Below are 12,667 nucleotides of genomic sequence, written 5' to 3'. Positions count from 1 at the left end.
CTGTAGGAGCGAACGTGTTCGCGAAGGCGTCAGCTCAGGCACCGCACGCCCACTGCAAAACCCCATAACAAGAGAGAACCCCAAATGGACTACGTCATCGGCGTCGACATCGGCACCCAGAGCACCAAAGCCCTGCTGGTGGACGCCGAGGGGCGGATCGTCGCGCAGCACAGTCACGGCTACAAAGTCGACACACCCAAACCCCGCTGGGCCGAGCAATGGCCGCAGGTCTGGCTGGACGCCGTGGAGACCTGCATCGCCCAGTGCATGCGCAAATCCGCCGTGCCCAGGGACAGCGTCAAATCCCTGTGCGTGAGCAGTCTGTATGGCGGTTCCGGGATTGCTGTCGACGCGCAGATAAAACCGCTCTATCCGTGCCTGATCTGGATGGACCGGCGCGCGGGTGAACAGGTGGAATGGGTCAATCAACACATCGACCTTGAACGCCTGTACGACATCACCGGCAATTCGGTGGACAGCTATTACGGCTTCACCAAAATGCTCTGGCTCAAGCAAAAGCAGCCACAGGTCTGGGAGCAGACCCGCTACCTGCTGCCGCCCAACAGCTACATCAACTACTGCCTGACGGGCGAAGTGGCGGTGGACCACAGCTCGGCGGGCAATATCGGCGGCGTCTATGACGTGGCCAAACGGCAATGGTCGGTGGAAATGCTCGATGCGCTGGGCATCCCGCTGTCGATGATGCCCGAGCGTCTGGTGCATTCGGGCGACGTGGTGGGCGGCCTGCACGCAGAGTGGGCCGACCGGCTTGGCCTGGAGGCGGGCATTCCGTTGCTCGGTGGCGGCGTCGATGCGGCCATGGCGACCTTTGCCGCAGGGGTCACCCAGGCCGGTAACCACGTGGCCATGATCGGCACCAGCATGTGCTGGGGCTATCTCAATCAACAGGTGGACGCGCGCCACGGGCTGGTTAGCTTCCCCCATGTCTACAACGGCGCCAAAGACCTCTACATCTTCGGCGGCGCGATCACGGCGGGCGCTTCGGTCAGCTGGTTTCGCGAGCAGTTCTGTCAGGGCGAAGAACAGCAAGCCCGCGAGACGGGCGAAGACAGCCACGCGATTCTCGAGCGCGCTGCCAGCAAGGTGCCGGCCGGCAGCGACGGGCTGGTGTTTCTGCCGTACCTGATGGGCGAACGCAGCCCTGTCTGGGACGCCAAGGCCAGCGGCAGTTTCGTCGGCCTGAACCTCTATCACACCCGCACCCACCTCTATCGCGCGGTGCTGGAAGGCGTGACCTTTGCCCTGCGCCACAACATAGAAGCGGGCACGCGGGGTGCACAGTCGCTGGATCCACGGCTGATCGTGGTGGGCGGCGCCAGCCATTCCGACCTGTGGATGCAGATCATCGCCGACGTCACCGGCTACCCGGTCTACACCATCGTTCAGGACGTGGAAGCCGCGCTGGGCGCAGCCTTGTTAGCGGCTCACGCGGTGGGTCTGGTGGACGAGGAACAAGTGCGCAAAGGCTGGGTCGAGCTGGAACTGCGCGCCGAGCCCACGCCTGAAAACGTTGAGCTGTACACAGCGGTATTCGCCGATTACGTCGCGTTGTACCCGGCACTGAAACCGATCATGCATCGCCTGCAAGGAGCGTCATCATGACTGTTCACCCACAGCCAAACGCAACGTTCGATTTCAGCGGTCAGCGGGTGCTGGTGACCGGCGCCAGCAGCGGCATCGGTTGGGAAGTGACGCAGCAACTGCTGAGCAATGGCGCCGAGGTGTACGCCATGGGCCGTGATGAGTCGGCGCTGGAAAAACTCGCGGCCAAGGGCTGCAACGTGCTGCAGGTGGACATGGCCGATAACGCGCAGTTGGCAGCGGCGCTACAGGCGCTGCCGGTGATGCACGGTCTGGTCAACTGCGCGGGCGTGTCGGTGCTGGAGGCGGCCACCGAGGTCAGCCCCCAGGCATTCGATCACGTTATGGGCGTCAACGTGCGCGCCGCAGCGTTAGTGGCCGGGTCAGTCGCTAAAGCCATGATCGAGGCGGGCGTGGCGGGCAGCATCGTCAATGTGTCGAGCCAGGCGTCGCTGGTGGCGCTGGACGATCACTTGAGTTACTGCGCCTCGAAGGGCGCGATGGACGCCATGACCCGCGTGCAATGCGCGGAATGGGGCAAGTTCGGGATTCGGGTCAACAGCGTGAACCCAACCGTGACGCTTACGCCCATGGCGATCATGGCCTGGAGTGAGCCGAGCAAGCGCGACCCGGCGTTGGCGGCGATTCCACTAGGGCGATTTGCGGAGACCTCCGAGGTGGCCGCGCCGATCCTGTTTCTGCTGAGCAGCGCGGCGTCGATGATCAGCGGCGTGTCGTTGCCGATTGATGGGGGGTATACCAGCCGGTAGCCATCGTAAGCCTGTTGGAGCGAGGCTTGCCCGCGAAGAGGCAGTCAGCTTCGATACATCTCATTGGCCTGAAAAGCTTCGCGGGCAAGCCTCGCTCCAACAGTTGCTGCTCGTGTCAAACCGCTCGCCCGGCCGGGCAGCAACTCAATGCCAGCCTGCATATCAATCGGAATGTACGAATAGGCGCGCGCTCCTGCAGGTGGGGTAGGCGTTTCGGTTCACCGATTCAGCCGTTTCTCGATCAACCCCTCCACCACGCTGGAATCCGCCAGCGTCGAAATATCCCCCAGGCTGTCCAGCTCGTTGCAGGCGATCTTGCGCAGGATGCGGCGCATGATCTTGCCCGAACGGGTCTTGGGCAGGGCAGGGGCCCACTGGATCAGCTCAGGCCGGGCAAAACTGCCAATCTCCTTGCTTACGTGGGCGAGCAGTTCCTTTTTCAGCTCATCACTGGGCTCAACCCCGTCCATGACCGTCACGAACGCATAGATGCCCATGCCCTTCACCTCATGGGGGTAACCGACCACAGCGGCTTCGGCGATGCTGTCGTGCAACACCAGCGCGCTTTCCACCTCCGCCGTGCCGATCCGGTGACCGGACACATTGATCACGTCGTCCACGCGCCCGGTGATCCAGTAGTGTCCGTCCTCGTCGCGCCGAGCGCCGTCGCCGGTGAAGTAATAACCGGGATAGGGCTTGAAGTAGGTATCGACCATGCGCTGCGGATCGCCATACACGCTGCGAATCTGCCCCGGCCAACTGGCCTTGATCGCCAGCAACCCGCGGGTGGCGCCTTCGAGCTCCTGACCTTTGTCGTCCAGCAGCACCGGCTGTACACCGAACATCGGCTGGGTCGCGCAGCCGGGTTTCAGCGGTTGGGTGCTGATCAGAGGGGTCAGCATGATGCCGCCGGTTTCGGTCTGCCACCACGTGTCGATGATGGGGCAACGCTCTTTTCCGACTTTATGGAAATACCATTCCCACGCTTCAGGGTTAATTGGCTCGCCGACAGAACCGAGCAACCGCAGGCTTTCTCGCGAGGTGTCCTGCAACGGCTTGCTTCCCTCGCGCATCAGCGCGCGCAACGCGGTCGGCGCGGTGTAGAAAATGTTCACGTGGTGCTTGTCGATCACCTTCCAGAACCGCGAGCTGTCCGGGTAGTTGGGCACCCCTTCGAAAATCAGGGTGGTGGCGCCGTTGGCCAGCGGACCGTAGACGATGTAGCTGTGACCCGTGACCCAGCCCACATCGGCGGTGCACCAGAAGATCTCCCCATCACGGTAGTCGAACACGTATTTGTGGGTCATCGCCGCTTGCAACAGGTAGCCCCCGGTGGTGTGCAGCACGCCTTTGGGTTTGCCCGTGCTGCCGGAGGTGTAGAGGATGAACAGCGGATCCTCAGCGTCCATCGGCTCCGGCGGGCAATCGGCGCTGACGCTGTGTACCGCCTCGTGGTACCAGAGGTCGCGGCCGTCCACCCAGTCAACCTCTCCCTGCGTGCGCTGCACGACCACCACGGTGCTGACCTCGGGGCAACTCTGCAGCGCCTTGTCGACGTTCTGCTTGAGCGGTACGTATTTGCCGCCACGCACGCCTTCGTCAGCGGTGATGACGGTACGACAGCCGGCGTCGAGGATCCGGTCGCGCAGTGAATCCGGCGAAAACCCGCCGAAGACCACCGAATGCACCGCGCCGATTCGCGCGCAGGCCAGCATCGCGTACGCCGCCTCCGGCACCATCGGCATGTAAATGCACACGCGATCACCTTTCTTAACACCGCGGTCTTTCAGCACATTGGCCAGGCGTGAGACATGGTGATGAAGTTTTTTGTAGGAGATTTCAGCGGATTCGGCAGGATTGTCGCCCTCCCAGATAATCGCCACGTCATCGCCGTGGTCTTTCAGATGGCGGTCGATGCAGTTGTAACTGACGTTGAGCGTGCCGCCTTTGAACCACTGCGCCTGCCCAGTGTTGATGTCCGAACGCTGCACCTCGTCCCAGGGTGAATACCAGTCCAGAAAAGTCTTGGCCTGCTCAGCCCAGAACACATCAGGTTGTTCGACCGATTGCCGGTACAGGCGCGCGTAATCGTCCGCGCTCAAGTTGACCGCCTTGCGTACGGCATCGGCCTGAGGGTAATCGCTGAGATTGAACATGGCATCTCCTTATTCTTGTGGGTAACACGTGCCATGAGCGTAGTAGGAAATCCTGAGGTTCAGACGCACAAAACCCGCCGCCTCTTGCGGGGCGGCGGGTTTCGAGGATGACGCCTGGCCTGTATCAGCCGCGGTGACGACCACGGAAATAATTGATCAGCCCTTGAGTCGACTGGTCTTCGGCCGCCTCTTCGTTTTCACCGGTGAGGCGCGAGTAGACGCCCTTGCCCAGTTCCTTCCCCAGCTCCACGCCCCATTGATCGAAGGCGTTGGTGCCCCAGACGACGCTCTGTACAAACACTTTGTGCTCATACATGGCCACCAGTGCGCCGAGACGACGCGGGCTGATGCGCTCAACCACAATCGTGTTGCTCGGACGGTTGCCCGGAATCACCTTGTGCGGCGCAACACGCTGCACTTCTTCCTCGGCGACGCCCTTGGCACGCAATTCGGCTTCGGCTTCGGCGCGGGTTTTACCCAGCATCAACGCCTGGCTTTGCGAGAGGCAGTTGGCGAAGAGCCACTGATGGTGATCGGAGACCGGATTGAAACTGACGATTGGCACGATGAAATCCGCCGGAATCAGCTGGGTGCCCTGGTGCAGCAACTGGTGGTACGCGTGCTGGCCGTTGGCGCCGACGCCGCCCCAGATGACCGGGCCGGTGTCGGTGTTGACCGGCGTGCCGTCCTGACGGACGCTCTTGCCGTTGGATTCCATGTCCAGCTGCTGCAAATGCTTGGTGATATTGCGCAGGTAGTGGTCGTACGGCAGGATCGCGTGGCTTTGCGCGCCCCAGAAGTTGCCGTACCAGACGCCGAGCAATGCCAGCAGGACCGGCATGTTCTGTTCGAACGAAGCGTTCTGGAAATGCTGGTCCATGGTGTAGGCGCCGGACAGCAGTTCCTTGAAGTTGGACATACCGATGGCCAGCGCAATCGGCAGGCCGATGGCCGACCACAGCGAGTAACGACCGCCAACCCAGTCCCACATTGGGAAGATGTTTTCTTCACGGATGCCGAATGCCACGGCGGCGGCGTTGTTGCTCGACACCGCGATGAAGTGACGATACAGCTCGGCCTCGGAACCGCCTTGCGCAAGGTACCAGGCACGTGCAGCGGTGGCGTTCTTGAGGGTTTCCAGGGTGGTGAAGGTCTTCGACGAGACGATGAACAGCGTGGTCTCGGCGCGCAACTTCATCGTCAGCTCGTGAAACTCACTGCCGTCGATGTTCGCCAGATAGTGACAGCGCACGCCTTTCTGCGCGTAGGACAACAGCGCTTCGGAAACCAGCTCGGGGCCGAGGAATGAGCCGCCGATGCCGATATTGACGACGTCGGTAATCGGTTTCTCGGTGTAGCCGCGCCATAGACCGTCGTGGATGCGTCCGACCAGGTCAGTGATCTGGTTCAGCACTTTATGCACTTCCGGCATCACGTTGGTGCCGTTGACTAGCAGCTTGTCACCGACCGGGCGACGCAGCGCGGTATGCAACGCCGGGCGACCTTCGGACGCGTTCACCAACTCGCCGTCGTACTGCGCCTTGATGGCTTCCTTCAAACCCACTTCATTGGCCAGATTGACCAGCAACGTGCGGGTTTCTTTGGTGATCAGGTTTTTTGAATAGTCGAGAAACAGGCCGGCGCTGCTGAGGGTGAATTCGTCGAAACGCTGCGGGTCTGCATTGAACGCATCGCGCATGCTGAAATCCTGCATGGCTTCGCGGTGTTGTTTGAGCCCCTGCCAGGCGGGCAGGGTAGTCACGTCATGAGGAGTGCGGTAGTACGCCATCGCTGCGGGTTTCCTTGTACTTGAACTGCCTTTTGGACACAAAAGCCAGGTTGAACACAGACTCGAATACTTGGAACGGAGGTTACGCCCCGGACGCACGGCTGTCTGCGCCTCGCTTTACCTTTACTCGGTACTTTTTCCTACCGGAACTGTAGCCGTTTCATTGAACTGTACCGATATGGCATTTCCGGTGTGGCTAAGTTCATTGCCGGCGCGCTTTTGCACCGGCGCGATCCCGGGCTACGAACCCGGTACCGAACCACGGGCCCCTGCGCTCATTGACGACTGAAATGCAGATTGTCGATCAGGCGGGTTGTCCCCAGATAGGCCGCACCGAGAATCACCAGATCGTCATCTTCCGGCGTGGCCGGGCGAAGCGTGACGGCCTGACGGATTTCCAGATAGTCCGGCCGAAATCCGACGGCTTCCAGATCGCGTTTGGCGCTGCTCAGTAATTGCTCAAGATTCTGTTGCCCGCTGCGCACAGCCTCGGCGATCCCTTTGAGCACCTGATACAGCGTCGGGGCGGCGGCGCGCTGGGACTCGTTCAAATAACCGTTGCGCGAGGACAGCGCAAGACCGTCCGCCGCGCGCACGGTGGGCTCGCCAATAATCTGGATCGGCATGTTCAGGTCACGCACCAGTGCGTTGACCACCGCCAACTGCTGGAAGTCTTTCTGACCGAACACTGCGATGTCAGGCTGGACCATGTTGAACAGCTTGCTGACCACCGTAGAAACACCGTCGAAATGCCCCGGCCGACTGCCGCCGCACAGGCCTTCGGACACCACCGGCACCCGAACAATAGTCTGGTCTGCCATGCCATGGGGGTACATCTCTTCCACGGTCGGGGTGAAAAGCAGGTGGCAACCGGCCTGCAGGAGTTTTTCCTGATCGGCGGCCAGCGTGCGCGGATAGCTGGCCAGGTCCTCGTTAGGACCGAACTGCAGCGGATTGACGAAGATACTCGCCACCACGAAATCGGCGCGCTGGGCGGCCTTGGTCACCAGGGCAACATGGCCGCTGTGCAGGTTGCCCATGGTTGGGACGAGCGCAATGCGTTTGCCTTCGGAGCGGGCCCGGGCCACGGCCGCGCGTACATCGCGGACGGATTTGACTGTGTTCATGCCGAAAACCCATGTTCGGGAGCCGGGAAGCTGACGTCTTTGACGGCGGCGACATAAGCCCGGATCGCTGATTGAATATCAGGCTGGCCGGCCATGAAGTTCTTCACGAACTTGGGCACGCGGCCAGTGATCGACAGGCCGAGCATGTCGTGCAACACCAACACCTGACCATCCGTGCCGCTGCCGGCACCAATCCCGATGACCGGGATTTTCACCGCGTGGGTGATCTCGACGGCCAGTTCACTGGGCACGCACTCCAGCAGAATCATCGCCGCGCCCGCCTGCTCCAGCGCAATCGCATCGGCCCGCATTTGTCGCGCCTGCTCTTCGAGCCGACCCTGAACCTTGTAGCCGCCGAGGACGTTGACCGACTGAGGCGTCAGCCCCATGTGCGCGCACACCGGGATGCCGCGTTGGGCCAGCAAACGGATGGGCTCAGCCAGCCATGCCGCACCTTCTACCTTGATCATGTGCGCGCCCGCCTGCATCAGCGCTGCGCTGTTGGCAAACGTCTGCTCAAGGGTGGCATAGGCCATGAAGGGAAGGTCGGCGAGGATCAGCGCGCCCTGATTGCCGCGTTTGACGCACGCCACGTGGTAAGCCATCTCGGCGTTGGTCACCGGCAGTGTGCTGTCGTGACCCTGCAGGACCATGCCCAGCGAGTCGCCGATCAGTAACACTTCAACACCGGCCTGACTGGCAGCATGGGCGAAGGTCGCGTCGTAGCAGGTCAGCATGGTGATTTTTTCACCTTTTTGCTTCAAGGCCTGCAGGAACGTAACGGTGATATCTGGCATCAAAAAGTCCTCATTCAGGCGCTATGAATCCGACGGCGAGCCACGCGTGATTCATTCTGAAAAGCAGGCACATCGTCGTTTCGCGATGTTTGCAAAGGCCTGTTTCGCGCCTTTTGGCCGGTACGCCGGCTTTGGGTCGCTTATCTTCGTGAGGAGGGGGCGGGAAGTCAATTCCGGGTGTTACCGGTTTTGACGGGATGTTACCGGGAGGGTGGTACTGAGCTGGACTGGCCTGACGCTTGTAGGCGCGCGCTTGCCGGCGATTGCGGAGTCAGCCACGGCACACGTGTTGGATGCACGCAGCGTATCGCGGGCAAGCGCGCTCCTACACCTTTAGCCGTGGATCCGCTCCAGCCCTTCGAAAGGACACTCGGCCAGCAGCTGATTCAGCATTCGCCCATCGGCCAGTACCAACCCTGGCGCCAGTTCGGCCAGCGGGTAGAGCACAAACGCACGCGCCTGCATGTGGTAATGGGGGACTTTGAGCCGGGGTTCGTCGATCAGGCGGTCACCAAACACCAGAATGTCGAGGTCCAGCGTGCGAGGCCCCCAGCGTTCATGGCGCTCTCGTCCCTGATCGATCTCGATGGCTTGCAGCGCGTCCAGCAACGCCAGAGGCTCCAACGAAGTGTCGAGTGCGGCAACGGCGTTGGTGTAACGCGGCTGCCCGGGGAGCAGCGAGTCGCTGACATAAAAAGAAGACACGACCGACAGCTCGGTTGAGGGCAGTTGCGCCAACGCGGTGATCGCAGCGCGCAACTGTTCGGCCGGGTCAGCCAGATTACTGCCCAGGCCGATGTACACACGTTCCATGCCCAACGATCCTTCGATCATTCGCCCGACGCGCTGGAGGCATCGGCGCCGGTACGTTTGCGTTTGCTGCCACCCGTGCGGCGACGCTTGCGCGGGCCCTGACCGGTCTCGGACTTGCTGCCCAGATCGCGAATCATGTCGCGACGGCCGCTGTCATTGGCTTCCTGATACTCAGTCCACCAGTCGCCCAGGCCGTCAGTCTCTTCACCGGCCATTTCGCGCAACAGCAGGAAGTCGTAGCCGGCGCGGAACCGCGGGTTGTCGAGGAGCAGATCGGCACGTTTGCCGGAACGGCGGGGCAGGCGCTCCTGCATGTCCCATATCTCACGGATGGGCATGGTGAAGCGCTTTGGGATCGCGATGCGCTGGCATTGCTCGGCGATCAGTTCGTGCGCTGCTTCCTGCATCGCCGGAATCGCTGGCATGCCGCGCTCTTGCAAGCGCAGCACGCGAGCGGGCAGGGCGGGCCACAGCAGCGCGGCAAACAGGAACGCAGGCGTTACCGGCTTGTTCTGCTTGATCCGCAGGTCGGTATTGGCCAGCGCATCGCTGATCAGCGTGTGGGTGTAGGTCGGGTTGTATTCCAGGGCCTTGTTGCTGGCCGGGAACAGCGGTTCGAACAGCTCGAGGTCTACCAGCATTTCGAAGGTGGACTCGGCGTAGCCGGAGAGGAACAGCTTGAGGACTTCCTCGAACAGACGTGCGGAGGGAATATCCCGCAGCATCGGTGCCAGCTGACGAATTGGCGCGGCACTGTGTTTTTCGATGCCGAAATCCAGCTTGGCGGCAAAGCGCACGGCGCGCAGCATGCGCACCGGGTCTTCCTTGTAGCGCTGCTGGGGATCACCGATCAGGCGGATCAGGCGATTGCGGATGTCGTGCACACCGTTGGCGAAGTCCAGCACACGCTCGGTGACCGGATCGTAATACAGCGCGTTGATCGTGAAGTCGCGGCGTTGTGCGTCTTCTTCCAGCGTGCCGTAGACGTTGTCACGCAGAATGCGCCCGCTCTCGTTGCGTGAGGACTGATTGCTGTCCTCGTCTTCGTCATCCTGGGGATGATTGGCGCGGAAAGTGGCAACTTCTATGATTTCACGACCGAAATGGATGTGGACCAGTTTGAAACGGCGGCCGATGATCCGCGCATTCCGGAATTCGGCGCGGACCTGCTCCGGCGTGGCGCTGGTGGCGACGTCGTAGTCCTTGGGCTCGATATTGAGCATCAGGTCGCGTACGCAGCCGCCGACCAGATAGGCCTGGTAACCGGCGGTTTGCAAACGCTCGACGATGTTCACGGCGTAGCGGCTGAATTGATTGCGCTTCAACGAGTGTTGGCTGCCGCTGAGCACTTCAGGCGTCGTACGCACGTGTTGCTGCGGCTTGCGCAGAGGGGAACGGAATGACTGGAACAGCTTCTTCAGCATGGGATGCACTGTTTGAAGGGATATTCGGCCAAATTCAGAAATGGCCGCAGGATGGGCGGGGATTCTAGCATTTAGTCGGGGGATGGTGTAGGACGCAGCGCAAAGCAGCTGGCAGGTCGATAAAACGGGGAAGTGATGCGGTGTGCTCTGAAAGCTACTGGGGGAGCCGAAGCTCCCCCAAGTTATCTGCTCTTATTTTTATTGTCTGTTGGGCTTTTTGTTTTTGTTGAGTGCCCAATTCACGGCTTTCGCCTGTGAAACCTCCCAATCGGGAGTCAAGAGCAAACGGATTGCTTTGGTCGCTGTGCAGCAATGATCAATCGATCCAACCAGTTCAGGCTCTACCTTCGGGTAGTTTTTGTTGTTCTCGGCCTGGTCGCGGGACATGTCCCAAATGCAACGCCTCTCCAAAAGAATCAGTTAGCTACGCCTCCGCCGTGTTGTATTTGTTATGCGTGAGTCGGTTCATATTGTTTTTATTGTGGTGTGCTGCGGTTACTGGTTTTTGTTGTTCTTGTACCAGTGATATAGCAGGAGCTGTGCCAACTTCCATTGATCGCGCTGACGTCCTTTAAAACCGGGGGTGTGGCTAAATGCCGCAGTTTTCGACAGGCGAAAAAAACCGGGGCTTCGTTACCGTACGCCCCGGCTTTTGTTACGTCGTCCTGTCGCGGTAACAGTTTCTTACATCGCCCGGCATGCCGCGTGCCAGAGCCTTGCATGAAAACCGCACCTCACGTTTCGCTGGCAACCCCAGTTTTGCGGCGAGGGATACCCAGGCGTTGGCGGCGTTCCCACAGGCATTTACGGCTGACCCCGAGTTTGCGAGCGAGCTCGGTTTCCGTCATGTGGTCCTGATGCTCCAGGACGAAATGCTGAAAGTAGTCTTCCAGAGACAAATCTTCAGTCGGCTCATGGGCCGTGGAACTGGCGGACGTCTGCTGTGGCGCGAGACCGATGAATTCATCCACATCGATGTCGCTCAGTTCGATGTCGATCCCCAGCAGATCGGCTGAGATTTCCGGGCTCTCGCACAGGATCACCGCACGCTCGACGGCGTTTTCCAGCTCGCGCACGTTGCCCGGCCAGGAGTAATGACGAATGGCTTGTTCAGCATCCGGCGCAAATTTCAGATCGGTACGACCGACTTTGGCGCTTTGTCTGGCAAGAAACGCGTGGGCGATCTCGTTGACGTCCGGGCCTCGCTCACGCAGGGCGGGTAGCTTGAGGGCGATTACGTGCAAGCGGTAATAAAGGTCTTCGCGGAACTGGCCGATCTTGGCCAGGCCCTTGAGGTCGCGGTGGGTCGCAGCGATCAGTCGCACGTCCACTTTCTGCGACTGGACCGAACCTACACGACGGATTTCGCCTTCCTGCAGCACCCGCAGCAAACGCGCCTGGGCCTCGAGGGGCAGTTCGCCAATCTCGTCAAGGAACAACGTACCGCCGTCAGCCGCTTCGACCAACCCGGCACGGCCGGCGCTGGCACCGGTGAACGCGCCTTTTTCGTGGCCGAACAGTTCGGATTCGATCAGGGTCTCGGGAATCGCTGCGCAGTTGACCGAGATCATCGGCGCTTTCGCCCGGCGGGAGAGATTGTGCAGCGCGCGGGCAACCAGCTCTTTGCCGGTCCCGGATTCGCCTTGAATGAGCACGTTGGAGTCGGTCGGCGCGACTTTGCGGATCTTGCTGTAAAGATCCTGCATCGGCGGGCATGAGCCGATGATGCCGATTTCGCCGTTACTGTTGTCCGCGCCTGACTTGTCACCGCCAGGCAGCTTCGCCGTTGCGGCGCGTTCGGCCTGCATGCTGACCACGGTCTGCCGGTCACGCAAGATGCGGGAGACTGCTTGCAGCATTTCGTCGTGGTCAAAGGGCTTGGCGATGTAATCCACCGCGCCCATCTTCATGGAATCCACGGCTGACCGCAGGCTGGCATAGCTGGTCATGATCAGCACCGGCTTGCCCTGGCCCAGCTTGATCAGCTCGGTACCCGGTGCGCCCGGCAGACGCAGATCGCTGACGATCAGGTCGAACGAGGGGATGCTGAACCGCTCCTGGGCCTCCTGCACCGAGCCAGCTTCGCTGACCTCGTACTGGTTACGTTCCAGCAGGCGACGCAAGGCAGAGCGGATGATGGTTTCATCTTCGACGATCAAAATGTGAGGCATTGATTCGATTCTCTCGAC

9 protein-coding genes are annotated in these 12,667 nt (G+C 60.9%); 2 read left to right on the top strand and 7 right to left on the bottom strand.

Annotated features, from left to right (window positions below):
- Positions 1-84: 84 nt before the first annotated feature.
- Both ABQX22_RS14745 and ABQX22_RS14740 read left to right on the top strand, forming a co-directional pair.
- Complete coding sequence (locus ABQX22_RS14745) at positions 85-1,623, top strand: FGGY-family carbohydrate kinase (RefSeq protein ID WP_349800598.1); 1,539 nt, start codon at positions 85-87, stop codon at positions 1,621-1,623.
- Positions 1,620-2,372, top strand: coding sequence for an SDR family oxidoreductase (locus ABQX22_RS14740; RefSeq protein ID WP_349800597.1), 753 nt, complete (start codon positions 1,620-1,622; stop codon positions 2,370-2,372). The genes ABQX22_RS14745 and ABQX22_RS14740 overlap by 4 nt, the downstream gene beginning before the upstream one ends.
- A gap of 218 nt (positions 2,373-2,590) precedes the next feature.
- Here ABQX22_RS14740 and acs read toward each other — a convergent pair whose 3' ends face one another.
- The 7 genes from acs to ABQX22_RS14705 all read right to left on the bottom strand — a co-directional run bounded on the left by acs (position 2,591) and on the right by ABQX22_RS14705 (position 12,649).
- On the bottom strand, positions 2,591-4,528 hold the full coding sequence (acs, locus tag ABQX22_RS14735) for an acetate--CoA ligase (RefSeq protein WP_349800596.1): 1,938 nt from the start codon (positions 4,526-4,528) through the stop codon (positions 2,591-2,593).
- Between the two features lie 124 nt (positions 4,529-4,652).
- Positions 4,653-6,317 carry a glucose-6-phosphate isomerase gene (gene pgi / locus ABQX22_RS14730; protein WP_349800595.1) on the bottom strand — a complete coding sequence of 555 codons (1,665 nt, stop codon included), beginning with the start codon at positions 6,315-6,317 and terminating at the stop codon, positions 4,653-4,655.
- A 275-nt stretch (positions 6,318-6,592) separates the two neighbouring features.
- Entirely contained in the window at positions 6,593-7,444 is an 852-nt protein-coding gene (panC, locus tag ABQX22_RS14725; protein WP_349800594.1) for a pantoate--beta-alanine ligase, read from the bottom strand.
- A complete protein-coding gene (gene panB, locus ABQX22_RS14720; protein WP_349800593.1) occupies positions 7,441-8,241 on the bottom strand; it encodes a 3-methyl-2-oxobutanoate hydroxymethyltransferase in 801 nt (266 codons plus the stop codon). The genes panC and panB overlap by 4 nt, the downstream gene beginning before the upstream one ends.
- A gap of 333 nt (positions 8,242-8,574) precedes the next feature.
- Entirely contained in the window at positions 8,575-9,054 is a 480-nt protein-coding gene (gene folK, locus ABQX22_RS14715) for a 2-amino-4-hydroxy-6-hydroxymethyldihydropteridine diphosphokinase (protein ID WP_349800592.1), read from the bottom strand.
- 17 nt (positions 9,055-9,071) lie between these two features.
- On the bottom strand, positions 9,072-10,478 hold the full coding sequence (locus ABQX22_RS14710) for a polynucleotide adenylyltransferase PcnB (protein ID WP_349800591.1): 1,407 nt from the start codon (positions 10,476-10,478) through the stop codon (positions 9,072-9,074).
- 734 nt (positions 10,479-11,212) lie between these two features.
- Positions 11,213-12,649, bottom strand: coding sequence for a sigma-54-dependent transcriptional regulator (locus ABQX22_RS14705; protein ID WP_349800590.1), 1,437 nt, complete (start codon positions 12,647-12,649; stop codon positions 11,213-11,215).
- Positions 12,650-12,667: the final 18 nt, after the last annotated feature.

Origin of the sequence: Xanthomonas sp. WHRI 1810A (assembly GCF_040202885.1) — a bacterium.
Taxonomy (GTDB): Bacteria; Pseudomonadota; Gammaproteobacteria; order Pseudomonadales; family Pseudomonadaceae; genus Aquipseudomonas.
The sequence above is the reverse complement of the archived record's forward strand: the minus strand, read 5'-3'. Positions and strand labels throughout refer to the sequence as shown.